At 66.3% G+C, this 24869-nt stretch carries 28 protein-coding genes, 2 tRNA genes, 1 other RNA gene and 1 pseudogene; 16 read left to right on the forward strand and 16 right to left on the reverse strand.

The genetic code is table 11. The features are described 5' to 3' along the window. Positions 1–224 precede the first annotated feature (224 nt). Positions 225–298, reverse strand: a tRNA-Gln gene (locus tag B3Z70_RS10420). A 200-nt stretch (positions 299–498) separates the two neighbouring features. Here B3Z70_RS10420 and B3Z70_RS10425 point away from each other — a divergent pair. Continuing rightward, positions 499–575 (forward strand) — tRNA-Pro (locus tag B3Z70_RS10425). A 63-nt stretch (positions 576–638) separates the two neighbouring features. Here the strand turns inward: B3Z70_RS10425 and ilvC are convergent. Continuing rightward, positions 639–1673 carry a ketol-acid reductoisomerase gene (gene ilvC, locus B3Z70_RS10430; RefSeq protein WP_292024278.1) on the reverse strand — a complete coding sequence of 345 codons (1035 nt, stop codon included), beginning with the start codon at positions 1671–1673 and terminating at the stop codon, positions 639–641. Here ilvC and B3Z70_RS10435 point away from each other — a divergent pair. The 3 genes from B3Z70_RS10435 (at position 1672) to B3Z70_RS10445 (ending at position 3803) form a co-directional block, all read left to right on the forward strand. Beyond that, entirely contained in the window at positions 1672–2214 is a 543-nt protein-coding gene (locus tag B3Z70_RS10435) for a DUF924 family protein (RefSeq protein WP_292024281.1), read from the forward strand. The two genes, ilvC and B3Z70_RS10435, sit on opposite strands and share 2 nt — an antisense overlap. 429 nt (positions 2215–2643) lie before the next feature. Further along, on the forward strand, positions 2644–3498 hold the full coding sequence (locus B3Z70_RS10440; RefSeq protein WP_292024295.1) for a thymidylate synthase: 855 nt from the start codon (positions 2644–2646) through the stop codon (positions 3496–3498). Further along, complete coding sequence (locus B3Z70_RS10445) at positions 3498–3803, forward strand: phosphoribosyl-ATP pyrophosphohydrolase (RefSeq protein WP_292024285.1); 306 nt, start codon at positions 3498–3500, stop codon at positions 3801–3803. The genes B3Z70_RS10440 and B3Z70_RS10445 overlap by 1 nt, the downstream gene beginning before the upstream one ends. On the opposite strand, the gene B3Z70_RS10450 is transcribed toward B3Z70_RS10445, so the two are convergent. After that, complete coding sequence (locus B3Z70_RS10450; protein WP_292045487.1) at positions 3800–4384, reverse strand: hypothetical protein; 585 nt, start codon at positions 4382–4384, stop codon at positions 3800–3802. The genes B3Z70_RS10445 and B3Z70_RS10450 overlap by 4 nt on opposite strands. Positions 4385–4440: 56 nt before the next feature. On the opposite strand from B3Z70_RS10450, the gene B3Z70_RS10455 reads away from it, so the two are divergent. Both B3Z70_RS10455 and B3Z70_RS10460 read left to right on the forward strand, forming a co-directional pair. Further along, positions 4441–4968 carry a dihydrofolate reductase gene (locus B3Z70_RS10455; RefSeq protein ID WP_292024290.1) on the forward strand — a complete coding sequence of 176 codons (528 nt, stop codon included), beginning with the start codon at positions 4441–4443 and terminating at the stop codon, positions 4966–4968. A gap of 9 nt (positions 4969–4977) precedes the next feature. Then, positions 4978–5298, forward strand: coding sequence for a YbjQ family protein (locus tag B3Z70_RS10460; RefSeq protein ID WP_292024292.1), 321 nt, complete (start codon positions 4978–4980; stop codon positions 5296–5298). Between the two features lie 22 nt (positions 5299–5320). Here B3Z70_RS10460 and B3Z70_RS10465 read toward each other — a convergent pair whose 3' ends face one another. Together B3Z70_RS10465 and B3Z70_RS10470 are read right to left on the reverse strand one after the other, a co-directional pair. Beyond that, a complete protein-coding gene (locus B3Z70_RS10465; protein ID WP_292024294.1) occupies positions 5321–6418 on the reverse strand; it encodes an NADH:flavin oxidoreductase in 1098 nt (365 codons plus the stop codon). Between the two features lie 78 nt (positions 6419–6496). Beyond that, positions 6497–7564, reverse strand: a complete 1068-nt coding sequence (locus tag B3Z70_RS10470) for an Mrp/NBP35 family ATP-binding protein (RefSeq protein ID WP_292045489.1) — start codon at positions 7562–7564, stop codon at positions 6497–6499. A 75-nt stretch (positions 7565–7639) separates the two neighbouring features. Here B3Z70_RS10470 and miaA point away from each other — a divergent pair, with 75 nt between their 5' ends. From miaA to B3Z70_RS10485, 3 genes are all read left to right on the forward strand, one after another. Beyond that, positions 7640–8512, forward strand: a complete 873-nt coding sequence (miaA, locus tag B3Z70_RS10475; protein WP_292022589.1) for a tRNA (adenosine(37)-N6)-dimethylallyltransferase MiaA — start codon at positions 7640–7642, stop codon at positions 8510–8512. 15 nt (positions 8513–8527) lie between these two features. Beyond that, positions 8528–8895: a transfer-messenger RNA gene (gene ssrA / locus B3Z70_RS10480) on the forward strand. A gap of 68 nt (positions 8896–8963) precedes the next feature. Continuing rightward, a complete protein-coding gene (locus B3Z70_RS10485) occupies positions 8964–9437 on the forward strand; it encodes an SspB family protein (protein WP_292022591.1) in 474 nt (157 codons plus the stop codon). Between the two features lie 3 nt (positions 9438–9440). Here B3Z70_RS10485 and B3Z70_RS10490 read toward each other — a convergent pair whose 3' ends face one another. Next, entirely contained in the window at positions 9441–9800 is a 360-nt protein-coding gene (locus B3Z70_RS10490; RefSeq protein WP_292022594.1) for a RusA family crossover junction endodeoxyribonuclease, read from the reverse strand. A gap of 108 nt (positions 9801–9908) precedes the next feature. Here B3Z70_RS10490 and fumC point away from each other — a divergent pair, with 108 nt between their 5' ends. Then, positions 9909–11300, forward strand: a complete 1392-nt coding sequence (fumC, locus tag B3Z70_RS10495; protein ID WP_219354105.1) for a class II fumarate hydratase — start codon at positions 9909–9911, stop codon at positions 11298–11300. Positions 11301–11372: 72 nt separating this feature from the next. Here the strand turns inward: fumC and B3Z70_RS10500 are convergent, their stop codons facing one another. Continuing rightward, positions 11373–11759, reverse strand: a complete 387-nt coding sequence (locus B3Z70_RS10500; protein WP_292022596.1) for a YccF domain-containing protein — start codon at positions 11757–11759, stop codon at positions 11373–11375. A gap of 94 nt (positions 11760–11853) precedes the next feature. Continuing rightward, the gene (locus B3Z70_RS10505; RefSeq protein WP_292022598.1) at positions 11854–12093 is read right to left on the reverse strand and encodes a DUF2171 domain-containing protein; all 240 of its coding nucleotides are present in this window, start codon (positions 12091–12093) and stop codon (positions 11854–11856) included. 153 nt (positions 12094–12246) lie between these two features. Between B3Z70_RS10505 and B3Z70_RS10510 the strand changes: the two genes are divergently transcribed. Beyond that, positions 12247–13494 (forward strand): patatin-like phospholipase family protein, encoded by a 1248-nt coding sequence (locus tag B3Z70_RS10510; RefSeq protein ID WP_292022600.1) that lies wholly within the window; start codon positions 12247–12249, stop codon positions 13492–13494. A gap of 2 nt (positions 13495–13496) precedes the next feature. Next, the gene (locus B3Z70_RS10515) at positions 13497–13685 is read left to right on the forward strand and encodes a DUF4169 family protein (protein ID WP_292022602.1); all 189 of its coding nucleotides are present in this window, start codon (positions 13497–13499) and stop codon (positions 13683–13685) included. Positions 13686–13688: 3 nt separating this feature from the next. On the opposite strand, the gene B3Z70_RS10520 is transcribed toward B3Z70_RS10515, so the two are convergent. Next, entirely contained in the window at positions 13689–14573 is an 885-nt protein-coding gene (locus B3Z70_RS10520) for a DMT family transporter (RefSeq protein WP_292022604.1), read from the reverse strand. 79 nt (positions 14574–14652) lie between these two features. Here B3Z70_RS10520 and B3Z70_RS10525 point away from each other — a divergent pair, with 79 nt between their 5' ends. Genes B3Z70_RS10525 through B3Z70_RS10535 form a run of 3 tightly spaced genes read left to right on the forward strand, consistent with a single transcriptional unit; the run spans position 14653 to position 16055 of the window. Then, the gene (locus tag B3Z70_RS10525) at positions 14653–15099 is read left to right on the forward strand and encodes a YbaY family lipoprotein (protein ID WP_292022606.1); all 447 of its coding nucleotides are present in this window, start codon (positions 14653–14655) and stop codon (positions 15097–15099) included. Next, entirely contained in the window at positions 15096–15320 is a 225-nt protein-coding gene (locus tag B3Z70_RS10530; RefSeq protein ID WP_292022608.1) for a ribbon-helix-helix domain-containing protein, read from the forward strand. The genes B3Z70_RS10525 and B3Z70_RS10530 overlap by 4 nt, the downstream gene beginning before the upstream one ends. 24 nt (positions 15321–15344) lie before the next feature. Then, positions 15345–16055, forward strand: a complete 711-nt coding sequence (locus tag B3Z70_RS10535) for an SIMPL domain-containing protein (protein ID WP_292022610.1) — start codon at positions 15345–15347, stop codon at positions 16053–16055. Here B3Z70_RS10535 and B3Z70_RS10540 read toward each other — a convergent pair. Further along, positions 16036–16254: a hypothetical protein gene (locus B3Z70_RS10540; protein ID WP_292022612.1), complete on the reverse strand. Its 219-nt coding sequence runs from the start codon at positions 16252–16254 to the stop codon at positions 16036–16038. The genes B3Z70_RS10535 and B3Z70_RS10540 overlap by 20 nt on opposite strands. 119 nt (positions 16255–16373) lie before the next feature. Between B3Z70_RS10540 and B3Z70_RS10545 the strand changes: the two genes are divergently transcribed. Then, positions 16374–18752 carry an ATP-dependent helicase gene (locus tag B3Z70_RS10545; RefSeq protein WP_292022614.1) on the forward strand — a complete coding sequence of 793 codons (2379 nt, stop codon included), beginning with the start codon at positions 16374–16376 and terminating at the stop codon, positions 18750–18752. A 4-nt stretch (positions 18753–18756) separates the two neighbouring features. Here B3Z70_RS10545 and B3Z70_RS10555 read toward each other — a convergent pair. The 6 genes and pseudogenes from B3Z70_RS10555 to B3Z70_RS10580 form a co-directional block, all read right to left on the reverse strand. Then, positions 18757–19909, reverse strand: a pseudogene (locus B3Z70_RS10555) (low temperature requirement protein A). A gap of 74 nt (positions 19910–19983) precedes the next feature. After that, positions 19984–21390 (reverse strand): dihydrolipoyl dehydrogenase, encoded by a 1407-nt coding sequence (lpdA, locus tag B3Z70_RS10560; RefSeq protein WP_292022619.1) that lies wholly within the window; start codon positions 21388–21390, stop codon positions 19984–19986. Next, positions 21390–21869, reverse strand: coding sequence for a glutathione peroxidase (locus B3Z70_RS10565; RefSeq protein WP_292022621.1), 480 nt, complete (start codon positions 21867–21869; stop codon positions 21390–21392). The genes lpdA and B3Z70_RS10565 overlap by 1 nt, the downstream gene beginning before the upstream one ends. A 15-nt stretch (positions 21870–21884) precedes the next feature. Next, positions 21885–23186, reverse strand: a complete 1302-nt coding sequence (locus B3Z70_RS10570; protein ID WP_292045495.1) for a pyruvate dehydrogenase complex dihydrolipoamide acetyltransferase — start codon at positions 23184–23186, stop codon at positions 21885–21887. After that, entirely contained in the window at positions 23186–23503 is a 318-nt protein-coding gene (locus tag B3Z70_RS10575) for a DUF5076 domain-containing protein (protein ID WP_292024435.1), read from the reverse strand. Before B3Z70_RS10575 ends, B3Z70_RS10570 begins: the two co-directional genes overlap by 1 nt. Beyond that, positions 23500–24867 (reverse strand): pyruvate dehydrogenase complex E1 component subunit beta, encoded by a 1368-nt coding sequence (locus B3Z70_RS10580; protein ID WP_292024433.1) that lies wholly within the window; start codon positions 24865–24867, stop codon positions 23500–23502. Before B3Z70_RS10580 ends, B3Z70_RS10575 begins: the two co-directional genes overlap by 4 nt. Positions 24868–24869: the final 2 nt, after the last annotated feature.

The following is a 24869-nucleotide window of genomic DNA, read 5'->3' on the forward strand; positions in this document are numbered from 1 at the left end:
CTACATCCTGGCGGGCCTACCGCTCGACGACGTGGCGACGATTCTGGGCTGGGAGCTGAAGCGGGTGAAGGAAATCGCCCGGCGCTACGTCACAGGGGAAGCCATCGGATTGGGCATGATCGCGCGGCTCCAGGAGACCCAGAACAGAAGGCCAACTGTAAAACCCAGTGTAAAACCCGCCTCCCTCAGGAGGGGGCAAAAGCGCTCAAATGCAGTGAGGGCGGTGGCTGGGGAACTAGGACTCGAACCTAGAATGACGGTACCAAAAACCGTAGTGTTACCATTACACCATTCCCCAGCAGGACCGGCGTTTCCGCAGCGCTCTGTGCGGCGGAGGCGGTCAGATAGGCCAAACCGATTTGGGATGCAACACCCTCTTTCAGGACTATTTTCGGTCTGTGCGAAGAAGGTCGAAATGGGTGCTTGCGGCCTCTCGAACCCATGGCTATAAGCCGCGTCCTCACTTCGGGGCGACGCCTTGCGGCCCGTCCCCACGGTCGGAGTGTGGCTCAGCCTGGTAGAGCACTGCGTTCGGGACGCAGGGGTCGGAGGTTCGAATCCTCTCACTCCGACCATCTTCTCCTTCGAGATTTCTGGCGATCAGGCGGTGAACAGTCACCGCCGACCCCGACGCGCGGTCAATCGTCGTTCGCCGCCGTCTCCATCGCCTGACGCGCCACCGCATTTAGGTGCGCTCCGACCGATTCGATGGTTCTCAAACCCAGCGCCTTTCGACGCGCGGTCAGATCGGGCGAACCGGCGTCGTAGTCGGCCATAAGCCGACCCACGAAATCGCCGCCCTGAACCTCGGCCAAGACCTGATCCATCGCCTGCCGAGACTCTGGCCCGATGATGCGCGGGCCGGTCAGATAGGCGCCGTATTCCGCCGTGTTTGAAATCTTGGCGAAGGCGCCCGCGATCCCGCGCTCGTACATCAGGTCGGTCACGAGCTTGGTCTCGTAGAAACATTCGAACCACGCCACCTCGGGCGGATAGCCGGCGGTCACCAACTTCATGAAGGCGGCGTCGATCAGTTCGGCGATCCCGCCGCACAGCACCACCTGTTCGCCGAACAGATCGCTTTCGCACTCGTCGCGCATGGTGGTTTCCAGAATGCCCTTGCGCCCGCAACCCAGCGCCGCCGCATAGGACAGGCCCAGCGCGTGGGCGTCGCCCGTCGCGTCCTGCTGAACCCCGAACAGGCAGAAGACCCCTTCCCCGGCTTCGTACAGGTCGCGAATGCGCGGCCCTATGCCTTTGGGCGAGGCCAGGATCACGTCCAGATCGGCGCGCGGTTCGACCAGGCCGAATCGCACCGAAAGACCGTGAGCGAACACCAGGGCCGCGCTCGGTCGCGCGTTCGGCTCCAGCTCGTCGCGCCAAAGGTCGCGATGCGCCTCGTCGGACGTCATCACGGCGATCACATCCGCTCCCCTCGCCGCTTGCCCGGCCGTCATCACCTCGAATCCATCGGCGCGCGCCAGCTCTCGCGTCTTAGAGCCCTCCTTCAGCCCCACCACGATGTCGCTGACGCCCGAATCGCGCAGGTTCAGGGCATGGGTGCGTCCCTGGCTGCCGTAGCCGATCATGGCCACGCGCTTGCCGCGAATGATCGAAAGGTCGCAGTCGCGGTCATGGAAGACGGGCAGCGGATTGGATAAGGTCTGGGTCATGGCTGTCTTCATAACCCCTTCCTCCGTCGTCGCCTTCTGGAAAGAGGCCGGGCCCGAAAAGTGGTTCGCCAAGGACGAGGCGTTCGACTCCCTGTTCCGCGACCGGGGCCGCGCTGTTCACTGGGCCGCCGCGCGGCGCGAACTGGACGACTGGATGGCGACGGCCGAGGGCGCCCTGGCCCTGCTGATCCTACTGGACCAGTATCCGCGCAACAGCTTTCGCGGCACGGCGCACCAGTTCGCCACCGATCCGCTGGCCCTGATGTTCGCCAATCAGGCGGTGGCGCGCGATCTGCATCTGGCGGTCGAACCGGAGTTGAAGAACTTCCTCCTGCTGCCGTTCGAGCACTCCGAACGGATCGAGAATCAGGACCGCTACATGGCCCTGGTCGCCGGCGACGAAGAGCTGGAGAAATGGGGCAGGCTGCATCGCGACATCATCGTCCGCTTCGGCCGCTTTCCCCATCGCAACCGCGCCCTGGGGCGCGAAACGACGCCCGAAGAACAAGCCTTCCTGGACGACGGCGGTTTCGGCGGCTGACCAGACCGTCTCCTCCCCATGCAATGGGGAGGGGGACCGCGCGTAGCGTGGTGGAGGGGCTGTTGAAGTCCCACAGGCGCTGGTGATGCGGTGAAGAGCCCCTCCGTCTCTCCGCTGCGCTTCGAGCCACCTCCCCGCTTCGCAGGGAGGAGACGATGCCCGGACGCCCCACTTCGTCATCCTCGGCCTTGTGCCGAGGATCCATAATCCCGGTGCCCAGCGCCGTGCCCCGACCTCAGGACCGAGCGTATGGATCCTCGGCAAAAGGCCGAGGATGACGGCGGGTGTGGAGCATCGAGCCCTCCCCCCTTCGCTGCGATAGTGCGAGGACGAACCGGCTTGTCCGCCCGAATCAATTCTGTGGAAGACGCCGATTTGCCAGGACCGCGAATCGGAAATCTGATGCACCTTGAACCCATGACCGTCCAGATGATCCACGCCACGCTCAGCGCCGACGTTCAGGCCCGCATCTCCGCGCCGGCCGATCATCCCGAGCGTCAGTATCTGAACCTGTTGCGCGACATCCTGGACAACGGCGTGCGGCGCGATGACCGTACCGGCACCGGGACGCTCGGCGTATTCGGTCGCCAGATGCGGTTCGACCTGGCCAAGGGCTTTCCGGTCCTGACGACCAAGAAGCTGCACCTGCGCTCCATCATCGTCGAACTGCTGTGGTTCCTGCGCGGCGAGACCAACATCGCCTATCTGAAGGACAACGGCGTCCGCATCTGGGACGAATGGGCCGACGCCGAGGGCGAGCTGGGGCCGGTCTATGGCAAGCAGTGGCGGTCCTGGACCGCGCCCGACGGCCGCGTCATCGACCAGATCGAGAAACTGGTCCATGGATTGAAGACCAATCCCAACAGCCGGCGCCACATCGTCACCGCCTGGAACCCGGCGGACGTGGACGACATGGCCCTGCCGCCCTGCCACTGTCTGTTCCAGTTCTTCGTCGCGGACGGCAAGCTCAGCTGCCAGCTGTATCAGCGCAGCGCCGACGTCTTCCTGGGCGTGCCCTTCAACATCGCCTCCTACGCCCTGCTGACGATGATGCTGGCCCAGGTCGTGGGGCTGGAGCCGGGCGATTTCGTTCACACCTTCGGCGACGCCCATCTGTATCTGAACCATCTGGAACAGGCCGAGCTTCAGCTGACGCGCGAGCCCCTGCCCCTGCCGGTCATGCGGATCGCGCCCAAGACCGACCTGTTCGGCTTCGAGCTGAGCGACTTCACGCTGGAGGGCTATGAGGCCTGGCCGCATATCAAAGCGGCTGTCGCGGTTTGATGAACCTCAAGGACCTGCAGGCCGACGTCCTGCGCATCTCCGACATCTATGCCGCCGAACATGACATCGACCGGGATCGGGATTGGGCGCTGCTGAAATTGCAGGAAGAGTTGGGCGAACTGACCGCCGAACATCTGCGTCTGACCGGCCGCGCGCGGGGAGCGCCCGATACCCAGGCGCTGGGCGACGAGGCGGCGGACGTGCTGGGGATGCTGCTGATCTACTGCGCTCGATCAGGCGTGGATTTGGAGCAGGCCATGCAGCGCAAATGGCTGAAGTGGCTAGAGCCTCAGGCCGCGCCTTAAGCCTCCGGCGCGATCATGATCATCGGCTTGAGACGCTGAACCAAGTCTTGGTCGGCGGAAATCCGATCCACCACGATGCGGTTCTTGGTCATGCCCATCTGCATCGTGGCGCGGAAGGCGATCACCTCGCCGGGCGCGGCGATGAAGCCTTCCAGCGTCGGCTTGTTCTGCTTGCCCGCCAGACCGCCGAACGCCATCGACAACTGGTGGCCGCCGGGCGCGACGGAGACGGCGGTGAAGCGCGGGCTCTTCAGCTGGGCCACGAACCGATCGTCCAGCGACAGGTCCAGCCCCGCCGCCTTGCCCACGAAGCCCTCGCGATAGACAATCAGCAGAGCCTTGTCGGCATCGGGCCGGAAATCCAGCGCGGCCTGCTTCTGCTCCGGCGTCGCGGCCTTGCCTCGCTTCGTCCCGACCAGATTGGCCATGATGTAGGCGGTGAACACGCCGAAGAAGGCGCCGGCCATGATCGGCAGGAACCCGGAACGCGCCCCCAGCGACGCGAAGAAGAAGGCCAGGCCGAAGCTGACGGCGAAGCCGACCACCAAACCGACGATGATGGAGGGGATATACTTGCTCATGGCGGGGCTCGCGTTCATGGGTGGCCCACCTCAACGCAGCAGTACGGTCAAGGTTCTTGCCCCAGCCCCTCATTTCCCTTGTCGTCGCGCGTGGACGCAACGGCGTCATCGGCCGGGACGGCGACCTGCCCTGGCGGCTACGCAGCGATCTGCAGCGCTTCAAGGCCATCACCGTGGGCAAGCCCTGCCTGATGGGTCGCAAGACCTGGGAAAGCCTGCCGCTGAGGCCCCTGCCCGGACGGCTGAACCTGGTCATGACCCGAGACGAATCCTACGAGGCCGACGGTATGGCCAAGGGCGCCCTGGTTTGCGCCACACTGGACGAGGCCATCGAGATCGGGCGTGAAACGGCCGAGGACGACGGCGTGGACGAAATCTGCGTCATCGGCGGCACGGCCCTGTTCGAGGCTGCCCTGCCCCGCGCCAAGCGCCTCTATATCACCGAGGTCGACGCCGCGCCCGAAGGAGACGCCGTCTTTCCCCCATTCGACGAAACGGCCTGGGTCGAGGTATCGTCTGAACCGCATCCGGCAGGCGAGAAGGACGATCACGCCTTCACCTTCCGCGTTCTCGAACGTCGCTAGGAGACACCCATGTATGTGACCACGACCAACGACCTGCCCGGCTTTCGCGTAACCCGCCACATCGGCCTGGTGCGCGGCGTGACGGTGCGCTCGCGCAACGCCATCTCGGACGCCATCGGCGGGGTGCAGTCGATGCTGGGCGGGCGCGTCGGCGCCTACGTCAAACTGGCCGAAGCCGGTCGCCAGGAGGCTTATGACGAACTGGTCAAACACGCCGAGGCCCACGGCGCCAACGCCATCCTGGCCGTCCGCTACGACGCCACCGAGATCATGCCCGGCGTGACGGAGGTCCTGGCCTATGGAACGGGGGTCATCGTCGAGCCGGCCTGACCGGCTCGACGACGCTGAACGATCAGGACAGGCTCATCAGGGCCGATCGTTCGAAGTTCTGAAGCTCGTCGGTGCGGCCGTCGCGCACCTTGGCCACCCATTGCGGATCGGCCAGCAGGGCGCGGCCCACGGCGACCAGATCGAACTCTTCCGCCTCCAGCCGGCGCAGCAGGCCGTCCAGCGACGCCGGCTGCGACGCCTCGCCGCCGAAGGCCGCGATGAACTCCCCGTCCAGCCCGACCGAACCCACGGTGATCGTCGGCTTGCCGGTCAGCTTCTTGGCCCAGCCGGCGAAGTTCAGATCGGAACCGTAGAACTCCGGCTCCCAGAACCGGCGTTGCGAACAGTGGAAGACATCGACCCCGGCCTCGGACAACGGCGACAGCCATTCGGACATCTGATCCGGCGTCTCGGCGATGCGGGCGGCGTAATCCTGCTGTTTCCATTGCGACAGACGCAGGATGACCGGAATGTCCTCGCCCACGCCGTCACGCACGGCCTTGACGACCTCGACCCCGAACCGGGCGCGGTCGGCGATGGTCGCCCCGCCCCAGCGGTCTTCGCGCGCATTCAGCCCGCCCCAGAAGAACTGGTCGATCAGATAACCGTGGGCGCCATGGATCTCCACGGCGTCGAAGCCCAGATCACGCGCGGCGCGGGCCGAGCGGCCGAAGGCGGCGATCACGTCGGCGACGTCCTCTTCGGTCATGGGCTCGAACTTGTTTTTGCCGGGGGCGGTCATGCCCGACGGGCTGTCGACCTTGCCCAGCGGCTCCCATTCCGCGCCCTGACCGCGCGCCGAGCCGACGTGCCAGATCTGCGGCGCGATCAGGCCGCCGGCGGCGTGAACCTCGTCGACCACGGTCTTCCATTGCGGCAGGGCCTCGCCGTGGAAGACCGGCACATTGACGTCGTTACGCGCCGCCGGCCGCTCGATCACCGTGCCCTCGGTCACGATCAGCCCGACGCCGCCCTCGGCCCGCCGACGATAGTAGCCGGCGACATCGGACGTCGGCACGCCGTTGGGCGAGAAGGACCGCGTCATGGGGGCCATGACGATGCGGTTGGGCAGGGTCAGCCCCTTGACGGTGAAGGGGCGGAACAGGGCGTCGACGCTCATTGGATGTCCTTGGCGATTGGCAGCACCCAAGGTGGCGAATAGGGTTGCCTTTGAAAACCCCCGGCCCGACGGATTTTTCTAAAGGCCGAGCGCAGAGGCCGTCGCCGCAGCGATGACGTCGAACCGTTTGGCCACGTCGCCCGAAGGATCCGCCGCCGCCAACGGTCGTCCCGCATCGCCGGCCTGACGCAAGGCGGCGTCCAGCGGCAGGTCGCCGAGGAAGGGAACGGACAGCCGCGCCGCCTCGGCCTCGCCGCCGCCGCGACCGAAGACGTCGCCGCTCATGTTCTCGATCAGGCCCAGGGTCGGCACCCCGACCTTCTGAAACAGGGTGTGCGCGCGACGCGCGTCGGCCAGGGCCACCTCCTGCGGGGTGGAGACGATCACCGCCCCGTCCAGCGGCGTCTTCTGGATCAGCGTCAACTGGACGTCGCCCGTGCCGGGCGGCAGGTCGATGACCAGAACGTCCAGCGGCGCCTCGGCCGTGCCCCATCGCGTCTGGCTCAGCATCTGGGTGATGGCCTGCGACGCCATGGGCCCGCGCCAGATCATGGCGTCGTCCATCTTGGTCAGCAACCCGACCGACATGGCCTTGAGCCCATGCGCCTGATGCGGAATGATGGCGCCGTCCTCATAGGCCGGCTGACCGGAGACGCCCAGCATGGTCGGCAACGACGGCCCATAGACATCGGCGTCCAGAACGCCGACCGACAGACCGCGCCGGGACAGGGCGACGGCCAGATTGACCGCCACCGTCGACTTGCCGACCCCGCCCTTGCCGCTGGCCACGGCCAGGACGCGACGCACATGGGCGGGACGGTCGGTCGGAACCGGGGCCTTGGGCCGCCCCTGATCGACGGCGGCTTTCGACAGGCCGGCCGTGCGCGGCGCGGGCGCCGACGCCGCCTCGGCCGTCAGGATGACCGACACCCGCGCCATGCCGGGAATGGCCTTCAGCGCGGCTTCGGCCGCATCGCGCACCGGGGCGTAGGCGGCCGCCTGGCGACGATCGACCTCCAGCGCGAAGCCCGCGCGGTCCTCGGCCACGACCAGACCCTGGACCAGGCCGGCGGCGACCAGCCCCTGGCCCGACACGGGGTCGATGACGGCGTCCAGCGCGGCGATGACGGCGGTGCGTTCGACCAAGACGATCTCCCAGAAGGCTTGCAGGCGATAAGGCGCGCGTTCTATCGCCGTCCCAGCCTTGCCGCGAGCCTCGATTTGTCCAAACCGCCATCCGTCATCCTGCTTGCCGGCCCCACCGCATCGGGCAAATCCGCGCTGGCCCTGAAGATGGCGCGCGAAACCGGCGGGGTGATCGTCAACGCCGACAGCCAGCAACTCTATGCCGACCTGCGCATCCTGACCGCCCGCCCCTCGTCCGAAGAGGAGGCGACGGCCGACCATCGGCTGTACGGCGTGGCCGATGCTGCCGAGGCTTGGTCCGTCGGCAAATGGAGCCGCGTCGTTCTCGACCTGCTGACCGAACTGCGTGACGAAGGCCGCCCAGCCATCCTGGTCGGCGGCACGGGCCTCTACTTCATGGCGCTGACGCGCGGCCTGGCCGACATTCCCACGGTGCCGTCATCGGTGCGCGATACTATCCAGGCCGACTATCTGCAGGACGGTGAGACCGCCTTCCGCCAGCGGTTGGCCCAGATCGACCCGGCCTCCGCGTCTGCCATCGAACAGGGCGACCGCCAGCGGCTGGTGCGGGCCATGAGCGTCCACGCCGCCACCGGCCGCACCCTCAGCGCCTGGAAGGCGGACACGCAGCCGCTTCTGTCGCCAAGCGACTGGACCGGCCTGGTGATCGAACCCGATCGGGCGCGGCTGTATGACAACTGCGACCGCCGCGTGGACCAGATGATGGATCAGGGCGTGCTGGCGGAAGTTCGGGCCTTGATGCAGCGGAATCTGAACCCTGCGCTTCCCGCGATGAAGGCCGTCGGCCTGCGGGAACTGGCTGCGCATCTGTCAGGCGTGACGGACCCTCCGACCGCCGTCGCCGCCCTGAAGCAGGCGACCCGCAACTATGCCAAGCGCCAACTGACGTGGTTCCGAAACCAGACCCCCGACTGGTCTCGGGTTTAAAGCCTATTCGACAACGCGCTTGGAAAGCGTCCACCGTCGCCCTATATTCGAACCGTTCGGTTTCGGCCGGACTATGGCGATAAACGCGCTTGTAATAAGCGGACCGGACCCGGGTGCGATTCCCGGCGGCTCCACCAACTTTCTCCCCGCGTTATCGGCGGAGGCAGCATGGGGCCGACTAGCATCGACGGACGTGTAAAGAGGATTGCTTTCGCTCGTCCTGGCCCACCGTATCGGGCCATTTTCTAACTGCGAACGATAACTTCGCTGGAGAAGTCGCTCTCGCCGCGTAATGCGGTTCGGGTGATTTCGAACCTTAAGTCCTAGGGGTTCAGATCCTTGGGCGGGGCCTGTCGGGAGCCTGGCAACAGAATCCCGGCGCTTTACCGTAATGACATCTATCGTCCACGCCTTGGCGCCGCTATCAGTCGCGCTCTGTTGCGAGGTGACGATGAGCGACCAGACCCCTCCGGTCGATGAGATGCAGTATGAGCGACTGGCGCACGAGGCCCTTCGCGGCGTCATGCGCGCGGCGCTGGAACGGGTGCTGTCCGACGGCCTGCCCGGCGCGCATCATTTCTACATCACCTTCAAGACCCGCGCCTCGGGCGTCAGCGTCGCGCCCGACATCCTGGCGAAATACCCCGACGAAATGACCGTCGTGCTGCAGCATCAGTACGAGGACCTGCGCGTCGAGACGGACAAGTTTTCCGTCAAGCTGCGCTTCGGCGGCATGCCCAAGAGCCTGGTCATCCCCTATTCGGCCGTCACCCGTTTCTACGATCCCAGCGTGCAGTTCCTGCTGCAGTTCGAGGAGCCGGAGATCGTCGAGGTGGTCGAGGAGACGCCGGACCCGTCCCACGATCCGTCGCCCGCCTCGGACGGCCCAAAGGTCGTCTCGCTGGACCAGTTCCGCAAGAAATAGGCGTCAGGGCCGACGCGGATAGGCGCGGATCACGATCCGCTCTCTGTCGCCCTCGTGCCGTTCGACCAGCAGCCGCGCGACCTGGGCGTCGTCGTGGAACAGATAGCCCTTGATCGAATCCAGCAGGGCCTTGGCCAGATTGTCCAGGTCCATCCACGGCGGTTCGCCGACGTGCTCCATGCGGATTTCCACGACATGGTCGCCCCAGGACGGCCGGGCGCCGCGCCACTCCTTGCGCATGAACTCATAGACCAGCGGCTTGTAGTATTTGGCCTGAGTGGTCAGGCCGTCGATCACGATCTCGACCGCATCGCCATCCTCGCGCGCCCGGACCTTGCCTGTCCCGATCCAGCCGGCGGTCATGCGACGCCTACCGTTGTGAGGATATCCGTGCTCGCCTTGCCCTGCATGACGACCGTGCTACACCGCCGCGCAACCCATCGCCACGCCTGACAGACGAGATTTCCGCCCATGAGCAACGTCCGTATCGAAACCGACACATTCGGCCCCATCGAGGTCGCCGCCGATCGTTACTGGGGCGCTCAGGCGCAGCGTTCGCTGGGCAACTTCAAGATCGGCTGGGAGAAGCAGCCCCTGCCCGTCGTGCGCGCCCTGGGCATCGTCAAGCGCGCCGCCGCCGAGACCAATCGCGACCTGGGCAAGCTGGACCCAGCCTTGGCCGACGCCATCGTCAAGGCCGCAAACGAAGTCATCGAAGGCAAGCTCAACGACCACTTCCCGCTGGTCGTCTGGCAGACGGGTTCGGGCACCCAGTCGAACATGAACGCCAACGAGGTGATCTCGAACCGCGCCATCGAGATCCTGGGCGGCGAGATGGGCTCCAAGAAGCCGGTCCACCCCAACGACCACGTCAACATGAGCCAGTCGTCCAACGACACCTATCCCACGGCCATGCACGTCGCCTGCGCCGAACAGGTGGTCAACGACCTGCTGCCCGCGCTGAAGCACCTGCACGCCGCGCTGAAGGCCAAGTCGGACGCCTGGGCCCACATCATCAAGATCGGCCGCACCCACACCCAGGACGCCACGCCCCTGACCCTGGGCCAGGAGTTCGGCGGCTACGCCCAGCAAGTCGAGAACGGCATCAAGCGCATCGAACAGACCCTGCCCGCGCTGATGGAACTGGCGCAAGGCGGCACCGCCGTCGGCACGGGCCTGAACGCTCCCATCGGTTTCGCCGAGAAGGTCGCCGCCCAGATCGCCGAGATCACCGGTCTGCCCTTCACAACGGCGCCGAACAAGTTCGAGGCCCTGGCCGCCCACGACGCCATGGTCTTCAGCCACGGCGCGATCAACACGGTCGCCGCATCGCTGTTCAAGATCGCCAACGACATCCGCTTCCTGGGCTCCGGCCCGCGTTCGGGCCTAGGCGAACTGGCCTTGCCGGAGAACGAGCCGGGTTCGTCGATCATGCCGGGCAAGGTCAACCCGACCCAGTGCGAGGCCCTGACCCAGGTCTGCGTCCAGGTGTTCGGCAACAACGCCGCCCTGACCTTCGCCGGTTCGCAAGGCCACTTCGAGCTGAACGTCTATAATCCGGTGATGGCCTACAACTTCCTGCAGTCGGTGCGTCTGATCGCAGATGCGGCCATCAGCTTCACCGACAACTGCGTCGTCGGCATCGAGGCGCGCGAGGACAATATCGCGCGCGGCCTGAACAACTCGCTGATGCTGGTCACGGCGCTGAACGGCAAGCTGGGCTATGACATCTGCGCCAAGATCGCCAAGACCGCGCACAAGAACGGCACCACCCTGCGCGAAGAAGCTGTCGGCGGCGGCTATCTGACCGACGCCGAGTTCGATGAAGCCGTCCGCCCCGAGAAGATGATCTCGCCGGGCTGAGCCTCGACACTGATCACACAAGGAAACGGCCGGTTCTCGCAGGAGACCCGGCCGTTTTCGTTTTTGATGCGTCTAACGCTTGTCGCGGATCGTGCGTCCGACCGGCGCCAGCGCCAGCTTGGCCAGTTCGAGGTCCTTCAGCGCGAACGGAATGCCGATGATCGAGATGAACTCGGCGACCGCGATCATCAGGTGCGACAGGGCGATGTACCAACCGGCGAATACGAACCAGATCACGTTCAGCACCACGCCCATACAACCCGCCACCGGGTGCGCCTCCTGCCAGACGATCTCGCGGCCAAACGGCCAGAAGGAATAGCTGGCGATGCGCCACGCCGCGAAGGTCCACGGCAGACCGACCACGGTCAACGCCAGGATCGCGCCACCCAGCAGCCACAGGAGGCCCGACAGCCAGCCCCCGAATACGAACCACAGAATATTCAGGATCAGTCGGATCACGGTCAGCTCCAGCGTGGCGGTTCTGCATGGCTAAATACAGAAAAGGCCCCGCCGGCGACAGCGGGGCCTTCGTCCAAAACTCTGTCCTTGGCGCTTAGTGCGGCTTTTCCGACCAGCGCGCCTTGGCGTCTTCCTGCGTCAGGTTCAGGTGGACATGTTTGTCGTCGACCCGCGCCACCCAGCTGACCGGGATGAGATGGTGTTTGAACCCGCCGGCCAGATCCAGCTTGGCCAGTTCGATCTGGTCGCCCAGCACGTGGTCGACGCGACCGACGTGACCGCCGTCCGAACCGACGACTTCCAGATGTTCCTTGATGAGCGAAACGTCGACCATGGTGTCTCCAATGCAGAGGTTTTTCCTGTCGCTGAGAACGTGAGCGTGCGCCGGGAGTTTCAAACGGCGACGCTTGGAAATCCAGGTCGTGTCTGGCGGCCGACGGCGCGAGCCTGTATGTGACGCGCGTTTATACACGGTGGAACTGAGCGAATGCGGCGGATCGGATCGGGTCTTTTCGGCATCGTCATGGCCTTGGCGCTGACCGCGTGCGGCACGCTGGATCGGCCCACGGGTCCGCTCAGGATTACGGACGGAACCTTGGTCAAGGCCGAGGATCCCCGCATCCGCAGCAACGACCAGGCGCGCCTGCAGGCCTTCACCCAGGAAATCGCCGGCCGGCTTCGCCCCGATCATCCCACCGCTATCCTTGCCCTGTCGGGCGGCGGGGCCAACGGCGCCTATGGCGCCGGTCTCCTGACCGGCTGGAGCGAACATGGCGACCGCCCGACCTTCGACGTGGTCACGGGGGTCAGCACCGGCGCCCTCGCCGCCCCCTTCGCCTTCCTGGGCTCGGATTGGGACGACGAACTGCGCCACGCCTACACCAGCGGCGGGGCCAGCAACATCCTGAGCTGGCGCAGCTTCGCCGCCTTCCTGAACCCCAGCCTGTTCTCGTCCCAGGTCCTGCGCAATCTGGTCAACGACAATGTCACGCCGGAGCTGCTGCAAGCCGTGGCGCGCGAACACGCCAAGGGCCGTCGCCTGCTGGTCGCGACCACCGACCTGGACAGCGAACAGACCGTCATCTGGGACATGGGCCTGCTGGCCAGCCAAGGCGACGAGAATGCGCGCGAGCTGTTCAAGGAGGTGCTGGTCGCCTCGGCCAGCATCCCCGGCGTCTTTCCTCCGGTCCTGATCGCGGGGCTTCAGGACGATGACAAGGTGGTGCTGGAGATGCACGTAGACGGCGGTGTGAACACGCCGTTCCTGGCCATTCCAGAAGACCTGATGCTGTGGACCCGCCCTCGGGACGAGGGTCGTGTCGGCGCTCTCTACGTCATCATCAACGGCCAGACGGGCCGCAACGACGGCGTCACCCCCGGCCGTCTGTCGGGCATCCTGTCGCGCACCTATGACAGCATGAGCAAGGCGTCGCTGCGCACACATCTGGCGATCACCACAGCCTTCGCTCAGCGGAACGGCCTGGACATGTCGCTGTCGGCCATTCCAGACAATGTCGAGGCCTCCAGCCTGAAGTTCGATCAGGAAACCATGTCCGCCATGTTCGAACTGGGCCGCCAGCGCGGTCGCGGCCCGGACGCCTGGACCCGCCTCGATCAGAAACAGGCCGACCAGCCCTTCATCCCTCAGACCCGCGTGGACGAAACTCAGGTGCCGGCCGTCCTGGCGCCGGAGCCGTCCAGCAAACCTGAACAGGCCGAAGCGCCGAAGACCTGACCATGGGCGAGATCGTCAATCTGAACCGCGCCCGGAAGTCGCGCGCCAAGGCGGGCCAGAAGGCCGAGGCCGTCGCCAATCGCATCGCTCATGGCCGCACGAAAGTCGAGAAACAGGCAGCCGACCTGGATCAGGCCCGCGCGGCCCGCCTGCTGGACGGCAAGAAGCGCGACACGCCCGGCGAGGATTGATCGTCAGGTCTTGGGCGCGCGGATCAGCATGACCTGACCAGCCAGCACCAGGGCCAGACCGATCAGGGCGCTCCAGCCGAAGCGCGCGCCTTCGAACAGCACCGACACCAGCATGGCGATGGGCGGCGTCAGGGCCGAGATGTAGCTGGCCAGGGCGTATCCCCTCTGGCGGGCGATGGTGAAATAAAGGCCAAAGGCGATTACCGACCCGAACAGCGACAGGTGCAACAGCGACAGCAGATAGGCGGGCGTCGGCTCGATCCGCCACGTAACACCCGTCGCAAGGCCGTACACCGCCAGCATCGCCGTGCCGTTAGCCATGGCCCAGGCCGTCGCGGGCAGAACCGGCGCCCCCGCCTGTTGCGACCGCCAGGCGAACCAGTTGCCGAGCGCCGAAGCCATCACCGCCGCCAGGGCGAAGGCCACGCCCAGTCCCGGATTAAGACCCGCGCCGTTCGTCGCCATCTGCCCATAAGACAGGACGCCGACCCCGATCACGCCGAAAACCGCCCCCAGCCAGGCCGCCGGCGCCGCCTTCTGTCCCGCCAGCACCCGGAACAAGATCAGGTTCACGAAAGCCAGGGCCGCGAAAATGACCGCCACGACCGCCGAGGCCACCTGCCCTTCGGCCGCATAGACGAACCCGTAGCTGACTGCGAAGACGAAGGCGCCCTGGCCGATGGCGGCCATATGCTGCGGCCGTGTCAGCCCAAGCGGGCGGCGCGTGGCCGCGCAGAAGCCAAACAGCACGACGGCGGCCAGGCCAAACCGCCAGACGATGGAGACGACCGAATCCACCGGCCCCAACTGAAGGGTGATCGCATACCAGGTGGTGCCCCAGATCAGGGCGCAGGCGGCGATGGCGGCGATGGCGAACGGTCGGCTCAAGCGCGGTCTCCAGACAGGCGCGCCCCGCTTACCACCCCGAAAGCGCGTCCGCCCCTCACGTCTTGCGCCCGAGTGTGACATGCTGGCCCTCAAACAGGAGATCGCCATGCGAAACGCCGCCCTCGTTCTGCCCGCCGCCCTGGTGCTGGCCGCCTGCGCCACGCCGGGCGAAACGCCGCCGCCGGTGACGACGGGCACGACCGTCGTCAACGTCACCGCCCTGTATCGCGAACGGATCATGCTGCCGCCCGGCCATGTGCTGACGGTTCGTGTCGAGGACGTCAGCCTGGCCGACGCCCCGGCCCAGGTTCTGGCCGAGACGCGAGAGACCCTGACCGGCGGACCGCCCTATTCCGTGACGCTGGGCTTCCCCACGTCGCAGATCGATCCGCGTCACACCTATGCCGTGCGCGCCGAAATCCGCGATGCCGCCGGCGCCCTGGTCTTCACGACCGATACGCGCCACGCCATCCTGACCCATGGCGCGCCGGCGTCGGCCGAGATCGTGTTGAAGTCCGCGCGTTGAGCGGCCTGTCGAAACGCTCCGTCGCCCTGGCGGGCCATGCGACATCGGTAGCGCTGGAGCCTGAGTTCTGGGCCGTGCTGGACCGGATCGCGGCGACGCGCAGCCTCAGCAAGGCCCAACTTCTGGCCGAGATCGACGCCGGGCGCGGGCGACGTCCGTTGGCCTCGGCCTGTCGCCTGCTGGCGCTGGACTGGGTGGCGGACAACGGGCGCGCGGCCTAATCTGGCGCGAATGGAGAGGCGATCATGAACCTGGTCCCCGCCGCCGTGTTCGGCGGACTGCTCGCCCTGGGCTTCATTGGCGCGGGCGCCTTGATCGGCCAGGGCGTGATCCATGCCCGGGCCGGCGACCGCACGGTGACAGTGCGCGGCCTGTCCGAGCGCAACGTGAAGGCCGATCTGGCGGTGCTGCCGCTTAGGTTCACCGCGTCCGGCGACGTTCTGTCTGAAGTGCAGGGCAAGATCGACAATGATCTGGGCCTGGTCCGCCGCTTTCTGAGCGGCCAGGGCTATCCGGCGTCCGCCATCGAACTGGGGCGGCTGGAGGTCGCCGACACCCGATCGCGCGAATACGCCGCGCAGAATGGCGGCCCGCGCTTTATCCTGGCTCAGACGGTGGTGGTGCGGATCAACGACGTGGCCCGCGTCCAGGCCACGACCCGCGCCCTGAACGACCTGGTTCGCCAGGACGTCGTGCTACAGGACTTCCAGGGTCCGTCCTACATCTTCACCAAGCTGAACGACGTGCGGCCGCAGATGATCGCCGAGGGCACCGCCGCCGCCCGCACCGGCGCAGAACAGTTCGCCAAGGACAGCGGAACGCCGCTGGGGCCGATCCGTCAGGCGACGCAGGGTTCCTTCGAAATCCTGCCGCGCGATGGCTCCGGCGACAATGAAGCCGCCTCCATCGACAAGAAGGTGCGCGTCGTGACGACGATCACCTACAGTCTGAAGTAGCGCCGCGCCGACAGGCGTCTTGCGACATCAGCGGGCTCGCCTCCGACCCGTGCGCGCCGCCCATTTCGACCAGCACCACCCAGACCGCCAGCAAGGCGAACATCGCCGCCATGCCGATCATGAAGGCGATCCAGCCTCTACGGCCCGCCTTTCGCTGACGGTTCGGGGCCGCCCTGTTGATGTCGGTCGTGGTTTGCATCGCAATAGGGGAACCGGCCGTCGAACCGGCAGGTTCCGTGTTTTCATTGGGGCGGCGGCCCTGACATTGCCTCGCGGTCCCCTTATGTTCCGCTCTCGATTCTGCCAGATACCTTCTGAATGACGGATAGTTCTTCGCCCGTGACCGATCTCCCCGCCCCCCGCATCTCCGACCTCGCCCGCGCTCGCGCGCCCGAGGAGGGGCATGCGCGCGACTATCTGGCCGGTCTGAACCCGGAACAGCGCGAGGCGGTGGAGACGACCGAGGGGCCGGTGCTGGTGCTGGCGGGCGCGGGCACGGGCAAGACGCGGGTTCTGACCACCCGACTGGCCCACATCCTGGCGACGGGCCGGGCCAAGCCGTGGGAGTTGCTGGCCGTCACCTTCACCAACAAGGCCGCGCGCGAGATGCGCGAGCGGATCACCCATCTGATCGGCCCCTCGGCCGAAGGTTTGCGCTGGCTGGGCACCTTCCACTCCATCGCCGCCCAGATCCTGCGCCGCCACGCCGAACTGGTCGGGCTGAAGTCCACCTTCACCATCCTGGACACCGACGATCAGGAACGGGTGCTGAAACAACTGCTGGAAGCGGCCAATATCGACACCAAACGCTGGACGCCCAAATCGCTGTCGGGCCTGATCGACCACTGGAAGAACCGCGGCTGGACGCCCGAGAAACTGCCGCCCGGGGAGGATTTCGCCAACGGCAAGGGCCAGGGCCTTTACGCCGCCTATCAGGCGCGGCTGCGGTCGCTGAACGCCTGCGACTTCGGCGACCTTCTGCTGCACAACATCACCATCCTGTCGCAGCACGCGGACCTGGCCGAAGAATACCGCCGCCGCTTCCGCTACATCCTGGTCGACGAGTATCAGGACACCAATGTCGCCCAGTATCTGTGGCTGCGGTTGCTGACGGCCTCGACAGGCAATGTCTGCTGCGTGGGCGACGACGATCAGTCGATCTATGGCTGGCGCGGGGCCGAGGTGGACAACATCCTGCGGTTCGAGCGCGACTTCCCCGGCGCCAAGATCGTCAAGCTGGAGCGGAACTATCGCTCGACCCGTCATATCCTGGGCGCGGCGTCGGGCCTGATCGCCGCCAACCGCGACCGTCTGGGCAAGACCCTGTGGACCGAGGACGACGGCGGCGACAAGGTGCGGGTGCGCGGCGTCTGGGACGGCGAGGCCGAGGCCCGGCTGATCGGCGACGAGATCGAGACCGCGCGCCGTCCCCACGCCGGCGAACCCGGTTTGAAATACAAGGACATGGCCATCCTGGTCCGCGCCTCGTTCCAGATGCGGGCGTTCGAGGAGCGGTTGGTCATGCTGGCCATCCCCTATGCCGTCATCGGCGGCCCGCGCTTCTTCGAACGGGCTGAAATCCGCGACGCCCACGCCTATCTGCGCCTGATCCTGTCCGAAGACGACGACCTGGCGTTCGAGCGGATCGTCAATGTGCCGAAACGCGGGATAGGCGACACCTCGGTGCAGAAGATCCTGCAGATCGCCCGCGAACACGGCCTCTCGGCCCTGACCGCCGTGCGCGGCCTGATCAACACCGACGAGCTTCAGGCCCGCACCCGCACCGCCCTGTCCAACTTCGTGCGCGACATCGACCGCTGGCGCGTGCTGTCCGAGACCACGCCCCACTGGCAGGTCATGGAGACGGTGCTGGAGGAGAGCGGCTATACCGACATGCAGAAGGCCGACCGCACCAGCGGCCAGACGCGACTGGAGAACCTGAAGGAACTGGTGCAGTCGATGCAGCAGTTCGAGACGCTTCAGGCCTATCTGGAGCACGTCTCCCTGGTCATGGACCTGGATCGCGGCGCGGGCGACGATCCCAATGGCGACGGGGCGGTGCAGATCATGACCCTGCACGGCGCCAAGGGGCTGGAGTTTCCTCTGGTCTTCCTTCCCGGCTGGGAGGAAGGCGTCTTCCCCAGCCAGCGCAGCATCGACGAAAAGGGCGAAAAGGGTCTGGAGGAGGAACGCCGCCTGGCCTACGTCGGCGTCACCCGCGCCAAGCGGGACGCGCGGATTTCATTCGCCGCCAACCGGCTGGTCTATGGCCGCTGGACCTCGCAACTGCCCAGCCGCTTCGTCGACGAACTGCCCATCGCCCACGTCGATCCGCAATCCGACACCGGCTACTACGGCGCCTCGACCGGCATGAAGGAGGCCAAGAGCCGCTGGGACGACGCGCCGTCCTTTGGCAGCGGCTATTCCTCGCCGGGCTGGAAACGCGCCCAATCCTTCACCGCCGCCCAAACGCCGGCGCGCATCCCTGCCCGCAAGGCCGTCATCGAAGGCGACGGCCGCCTGATCGCCACGGCAGATCCCAAGTCCAGTTCCGGCTGGAAAAAGGGTCAGCGCGTCTTCCACCAGAAGTTCGGCTACGGAAACGTCCGCGTCATCGAAGGCAACAAGCTGGTGGTCGAGTTCGAGAAGGCCGGCGAGAAGCGCGTGATCGACAGTTTCGTGGAAAAGGCGGACTGACCTTTCAGGTCACGCGCGAGCGCAGGCTCTCCCATACGCCGACCGCCATCAGGACCGCTGTGGAGGCCAGGCTGAGGATCAGCGGCGTCGTCCAGGGCGCGACCAGCCACCCCGCCGCCAGGATGACGCAGCACGCCAACCGTCCCCAGGCGACCCTTCGCCAGATCGCCCACATGGCGACCGCCGTGCCGATCAGGAACAGGATCGGCCCGCCCAGCAGGGTCAAGGCCGCGGCTGTCGAGACATGGCCGTCGGGGTGGGCCAGGGCCAGTTCGTCGCTGACCGCCACGACCATGATCCCGGCGATGACCAGGATCGGCGAATAGGTATAGGCCCGGCGCGCCAAGCGTCCCGGATCGGCGGCGTACATGATGGCGTGCGACGCCGATTCATGCGCTTGGCTGAAGAACAGTCCACATGGCGACGGTGGACAGGACCGCCGAAACGAAGGCGGCCCATACGGCGCCCGAGGACCAGTCCAGTTTGGCGAAAGTCGCGCTGGAGATCAGCAGGGTCTCGCCCAGGCAGATGATGACGAACAACCCGACCCGTTCGGCCATGTGACCGCCCTCGATCGTCCAGTCGTCGGTGTGCGACCGCCCCAAACCGGGCACGAAGAAATACAACGCCGGCGATGCATATTCGACCGCCAGGGCCGCCAACCACAACCACAGCCTCTGCTCGGGCTCGGCCAGACCGCCGGCGATCCACAGCACGGCGGAGGCCAGAAGCCAGACGAGAATCCGCAGGAAGTTTCGCCTCAGGCTGTCGTCGTCGCGAACGGCCCACAGCATGAAGACCGTCCGCCCGACCTGTATGCCGACAAAGGCCAGGGCGAAGACTAGCCCCTTGTCCTCGAAGGCGTGCGGCAGGGCGGCCGACATCACCAGGCCGATCCCCATCAATACGAACAGGGCGACCTGAACAGGCCCGGTCTCGGGATCGAGCCAGTTCGTCACCCAGGACGTGTAGATCCACGCCCACCAGATCGCCGCCAAGGCCATCGCGGCCTGCAGTGCGCCCAGCGGGGTCAGATGGGCCAGCAGATTGTGGCTGACCTGGGTGATGGCGAAGACGAAGACCAGGTCGAAGAACAGTTCGACGAAGCCCACCCGGGCGTGCTCGCCCTCGACCCGTTCCCGCAACAGCGACGCCATCCGCCCCTCCTCGTCTCGAGGACCAGGTTATCGAACGATTCCGAGCCTGTCGCGGGTCGGCTTATCGAAGGGCGTCAGAGGTGGATCGTGCGCCCATAGGCGTCCAGAGCCGCCTCGTGCATGGCCTCCGACATGGTCGGGTGCGGATAGACGATGCCGTGGATGTCCTCTTCCGTCGCCTCCATGGTGATGGCGGTGACATAGCCCTGGATCATCTCGGTGACTTCGTGGCCCATCATGTGGGCGCCGATCAGGGCGCCGGTCTTGGCGTCGAAGATCACCTTGACGAAGCCGTCCGGCTCGCCCGCCGCCACGGCCTTGCCGTTCACGCGGAAGGGGAAGCGGCCGATCTTGACGTCGCGCTTCTCGGCCCGGGCGGCCTGTTCGGTCACGCCGACCGAGGCGACCTGCGGCTGGGCGTAGGTGCAGCCGGCGATGGGCGAATGGACGTTCGGTGTCTTGTAGCCGGCGATATGTTCGGCGGCATGGATGCCTTCATGCGACGCCTTGTGCGCCAGCCACGGCGCCCCGGCGCAGTCGCCGATGGCGTACAGCCCCTTCACGTTGGTCTGGCAGTGGCTGTCGGTTTTGATGTGGCCGCGGTCCAGTTCGACGCCCAGCGCCTCCAGGCCGATGCCGTCGGTGTTGGCGGTGATGCCGACCGCCGAGATGCAGACCTCGGCCTCCAGCGTCTCGGCCTTGCCGCCGATCTCGACATCCACCTTCACGCCGGTCGCGCTCTTGGAGACCTTGGTCACCTTGGCGCCGACCTTGAACTTGATGCCGCGCTTTTCGAACGACTTTTGCGCGGCCTTGGAGACCTCTTCGTCCTCCACCGGCATGATGCGGTCCACGGCCTCGACGACCGTCACCTCGGCGCCCAGGGCGCGATAGAAGCTGGCGAACTCGATGCCGATGGCGCCCGAACCGATGACCACGAAGGTCTTGGGCAGGCTCTTCGGCGCCAGGGCGTCACGATAGGCCCAGATCTTGTCGCCGTCGGCCTCCAGACCGATCTGCGGCAGGGCGCGGGCGCGGGCGCCGACGGCCAGCATGACCGACTTGGCCTCGACCGTACGCGATCCGCCGGCCTTCAGGACGATCACGACCTTGGGCGCAGCGGCGCCCTTCTCCAGCTTGGCCGCGCCTTCGATCACCTCGATCTTGTTCTTCTTCATCAGGAAGGCGACGCCCTTGTTCATCGTCGCCGCGACACCGCGCGAGCGCTGGATGATGGCGTCGAAGTCGAACGACGCGCCGGACGCCGACAGGCCGTAGTCCTTCAGGTGCGACAGGCTCTCGAACTTCTCGCCCGACTTCAGCAGGGCCTTGGTCGGGATGCAGCCCCAGTTCAGGCAGATGCCGCCCAGGTTCTCGCGCTCGACGATGGCGACCTTCTGGCCCAACTGGCTGGCGCGAATGGCCGCGACGTAACCGCCGGGGCCCGAGCCGATGACGACGAGATCGAATTCAGCAGCCATTAGATCAACTTCTCGATGTCGGCCTTGATGGCCTCGGGTTCAGTCTGCGGGGCGTAACGGGCGACCACCCTGCCCTCGCGGTCGGTCAGAAACTTGGTGAAGTTCCACTTGATGGCCTGGGAGCCCAGGAAGCCGCGCTTCTGTCGGGTCAGCCAGGCGTAGAGCGGATGCCGGTTCGGCCCGTTGACCTCCACCTTGTCGAACAGGGGAAAGGTCACGTCGAAACTGGTGGCGCAAAAGGCGGCGATTTCCGCCGCCCGGCCCGGCTCCTGATTGCCGAACTGGTTGCAGGGAAAGCCCAGCACCTCGAACGGCGCATCCGCGAAATCCCGGTGCAGCTTCTCCAGACCGTCATACTGGCCGGTGAAGCCGCATTTGGACGCCGTATTGACGATCAGCAGCGCCTGACCGCGAAAGCGGTCCAGCGAGACGTCCGCGCCGTCGATGGCCCGGGCGGAGAAGTCATAGACCGAGGTCATGACCTCACCCTCCCCTTACGCCAGCATCGCGACGGGGTCTTCGATCAGCGGCTTGAACGCCTGCAGGAAGCGGGCGCCGGTCGCGCCGTCCACCACGCGGTGATCGCAGGTCAGGGTCACGGTCATGACGGTGGCCGCGACGATCTGGCCGTCCTTGACGACGGCGCGCTGCTCGCCCGCGCCCACGCTCATGATGCAGCCCTGCGGCTCATTGATGATCGAGGTGAACTGCTTGATGCCGAACATGCCCAGGTTGGACACCGAGAAGGTGCCGCCCTGGAACTCTTCGGGCTTCAGCTTGCGGTCGCGGGCGCGCTTGGCCAGATCCTTGGACTCGGTGGCGATCTGCGCCAAGCCCTTGGTCTCGGCCTTCCTGATGATCGGCGTGATCAGGCCGCCGTCGATGGCCACGGCCATGGAGACGTCGGCGTTGTGATGCATGGCGATGCCTTCCGGCGTGTAGGAGGCGTTCGCCTCCGGCACGGCCTTCAGCGCCAGGGCGGCCGCCTTGATGACGAAGTCGTTGACGGAGACCTTGATCCCCTGCGGCTCCAGCATCTTGTTGACCTTGGCGCGCACAGCCATCAGCTGGTCGATTTCGACATCGATGAACAGCGGGAAGTGCGGCACGTTCTGAACGCTGTCGACCATGCGACGCGCCACGGCCTTCTTCATGCCGTCCAGCGGGATCAGGTCGTAGCTGCCGTCCGGAATGCCCATCTGAGCAAGGGAGAGCGCCTTGCGCTGCTCGGCTGCGGCGCTGGCGGGCGTCGTCGCGGTCGACGCGGCTGCGGGCTGGGCCGAACCCTTGCCGGCGGCCTCCACGTCGCGCTTGACGATGCGGCCGTGCGGGCCGGTGCCCTTGATCGACTTCAGATCGACGCCGTTCTGCGCGGCGATGCGACGCGCCAGAGGCGAGGAGAACAGGCGTTCGCCGCTGTCGGATTTAGGCGCAGCCGGCGCCGGCGCAGCGGCCGCCTTCGGAGCCTCGGCGGCAGGTGCAGCCTTGGCGGCCTCCTGCGGCTTGGCGGCCGGCGCGTCTTCGGACTTGGCGGCGGGCTTGGGTGCAGCGGCGCCGCCCTCGTCCTTCAGGCGGGCGATGGGCGTGTTGACCTTCACGCCTTCCGTGCCCTCGGCCACCAGAATGTCGGTGATCTCGCCCTCGTCCACGGCCTCGACTTCCATCGTGGCCTTGTCGGTTTCGATCTCGGCGATCACGTCGCCGGCGGACACGACGTCGCCGACCTTGACGTGCCACTTGGCCAGCACGCCCTCTTCCATGGTCGGAGACAGGGCCGGCATCAGGATATCGGTCATCAGGCGTTCCCCCCGGTTTGCGTGGTCGGCTCGGCGACGGTGCGGACATCGTTCGCCTTCACCACTTCGCTGAGGCCTTCGAGGATGCGGTGGTAGGCCGCAGTTTCATCGTGGTTGTGACGCACGGCGTAGCCATGAGCCATGTGACGCGCCGCATAGGCCAACAGACGGCCGAACTGGATCGGATCGTTGAAGGCGGGCTTGACCGCCATCACCGGCTCCTCCTTCGACCACCACATCCGCAGCAGCTCGATGGCCTGGGGATCGGCCGCGACGCTGTCGGGCGTCGTCAGCATGAACTCCGACGCCTCGGTCACGCCATCACCTGCTTCACGGCCGCGATGATCTTGTCGGAGCCCGGCAGCGACAGGGCTTCCAGATTGGCGGCGTAGGGCAGCGGCACATCTTCCTGGTGAACCCGCAGCGGCGGCGCGTCCAGATAGTCGAAGGCGTGTTCGATCACGCGGGCCACGACCTCGGCGCCCACGCCCATCGGACCCCAGCCCTCTTCGGCCGAAACCAGGCGGTTGGTCTTCTTGACGCTCTCGACGATGGTCTCGTGATCCAGCGGACGCAGGGTACGCAGGTCGATCACCTCGGCCTCGATTCCCTCTTCGGCCAGCTTCTCGGCGGCTTGCAGGGCGAAGCCGACCATGCGGCTGTGCGCCGTGATAGTGACGTCCTTGCCTTCACGACGAACCTTGGCCTTGCCGATCGGCAGGACATAGTCCTCGACCTCCGGCACGTCGAACTCCAGGCCGTACATCATCTCGTGTTCGAGGAAGACGACGGGGTTCGGGTCGCGGATGGCGGCCTTCAGCAGGCCCTTGGCGTCGGCGGCGTCATAGGGCGCGATCACCTTCAGGCCCGGAACCTGGGCATACCAGGCCGAATAATCCTGGCTGTGCTGGGCGCCGACGCGGCTGGCCGCGCCGTTCGGGCCGCGGAAGACGATGGGCGCCTTGATCTGACCGCCCGACATATAGAGCGTCTTGGCAGCCGAGTTGATGATGTGGTCGATCGCCTGCATGGCGAAGTTGAACGTCATGAACTCGACGATGGGCTTCAGGCCCGACATGGCCGCGCCAACGCCCAGACCGGCGAAGCCGTGCTCGGTGATCGGGGTGTCCACGACGCGCTGGTCGCCGAATTCCTGCAGCAGGTCGCGGCTGACCTTGTAGGCGCCTTGATACTGAGCGACTTCCTCGCCGATCAGGAAGACGCGGTCGTCGCGGCGCATCTCCTCGGCCATGGCGTCGCGCAGGGCGTCGCGCACGGTCGTCTTGACCAGTTTGGCGTCAGACGGAATTTCCGGGTCGCGCAGTTCGACCTTGGGCGTCGAGGTTTGAGGCGGCGCCTTTTCGGGATCGCCGGTCTTGCCTTCGGCGGTCGCCTTGGGCGCGTCGGTTTCGGCGGCCTTGGGCGCCGGCGCCGCTGCGCCGTCCTCGCCGGCCAGACGCGCGATCGGCGTATTGACCTTCACGTTCTCGGAACCCTCGGCGACCAGGATTTCCAGCACTTCGCCTTCATCCACGGCCTCGACTTCCATCGTGGCCTTGTCGGTTTCGATCTCGGCGATCACCTGGCCGGCCGACACGGTGTCGCCCGCCTTGATGTGCCATTTGGTCAGCGTGCCCTCTTCCATCGTGGGGGACAGCGCCGGCATCAGAATGTCGGTCACGG

It is taken from the genome of Brevundimonas sp. UBA6550 (genome assembly GCF_002434505.1).
Classification (GTDB): domain Bacteria; phylum Pseudomonadota; class Alphaproteobacteria; order Caulobacterales; family Caulobacteraceae; genus Brevundimonas.

Coding starts and splice junctions, on each gene's coding strand:
- B3Z70_RS10435 (WP_292024281.1), top strand. CDS start 1,672: ATGGCTGTCTTCATAACCCCTTCCTCCGTCGTCGCCTTCTGGAAAGAG.
- ilvC (WP_292024278.1), bottom strand. CDS start 1,673: ATGACCCAGACCTTATCCAATCCGCTGCCCGTCTTCCATGACCGCGAC.
- B3Z70_RS10440 (WP_292024295.1), top strand. CDS start 2,644: ATGATCCACGCCACGCTCAGCGCCGACGTTCAGGCCCGCATCTCCGCG.
- B3Z70_RS10445 (WP_292024285.1), top strand. CDS start 3,498: ATGAACCTCAAGGACCTGCAGGCCGACGTCCTGCGCATCTCCGACATC.
- B3Z70_RS10450 (WP_292045487.1), bottom strand. CDS start 4,384: ATGAGCAAGTATATCCCCTCCATCATCGTCGGTTTGGTGGTCGGCTTC.
- B3Z70_RS10460 (WP_292024292.1), top strand. CDS start 4,978: ATGTATGTGACCACGACCAACGACCTGCCCGGCTTTCGCGTAACCCGC.
- B3Z70_RS10465 (WP_292024294.1), bottom strand. CDS start 6,418: ATGAGCGTCGACGCCCTGTTCCGCCCCTTCACCGTCAAGGGGCTGACC.
- B3Z70_RS10485 (WP_292022591.1), top strand. CDS start 8,964: ATGAGCGACCAGACCCCTCCGGTCGATGAGATGCAGTATGAGCGACTG.
- B3Z70_RS10490 (WP_292022594.1), bottom strand. CDS start 9,800: ATGACCGCCGGCTGGATCGGGACAGGCAAGGTCCGGGCGCGCGAGGAT.
- fumC (WP_219354105.1), top strand. CDS start 9,909: ATGAGCAACGTCCGTATCGAAACCGACACATTCGGCCCCATCGAGGTC.
- B3Z70_RS10505 (WP_292022598.1), bottom strand. CDS start 12,093: ATGGTCGACGTTTCGCTCATCAAGGAACATCTGGAAGTCGTCGGTTCG.
- B3Z70_RS10510 (WP_292022600.1), top strand. CDS start 12,247: ATGCGGCGGATCGGATCGGGTCTTTTCGGCATCGTCATGGCCTTGGCG.
- B3Z70_RS10515 (WP_292022602.1), top strand. CDS start 13,497: ATGGGCGAGATCGTCAATCTGAACCGCGCCCGGAAGTCGCGCGCCAAG.
- B3Z70_RS10525 (WP_292022606.1), top strand. CDS start 14,653: ATGCTGGCCCTCAAACAGGAGATCGCCATGCGAAACGCCGCCCTCGTT.
- B3Z70_RS10535 (WP_292022610.1), top strand. CDS start 15,345: ATGAACCTGGTCCCCGCCGCCGTGTTCGGCGGACTGCTCGCCCTGGGC.
- B3Z70_RS10540 (WP_292022612.1), bottom strand. CDS start 16,254: ATGCAAACCACGACCGACATCAACAGGGCGGCCCCGAACCGTCAGCGA.
- B3Z70_RS10545 (WP_292022614.1), top strand. CDS start 16,374: ATGACGGATAGTTCTTCGCCCGTGACCGATCTCCCCGCCCCCCGCATC.
- lpdA (WP_292022619.1), bottom strand. CDS start 21,390: ATGGCTGCTGAATTCGATCTCGTCGTCATCGGCTCGGGCCCCGGCGGT.
- B3Z70_RS10565 (WP_292022621.1), bottom strand. CDS start 21,869: ATGACCTCGGTCTATGACTTCTCCGCCCGGGCCATCGACGGCGCGGAC.
- B3Z70_RS10570 (WP_292045495.1), bottom strand. CDS start 23,186: ATGACCGATATCCTGATGCCGGCCCTGTCTCCGACCATGGAAGAGGGC.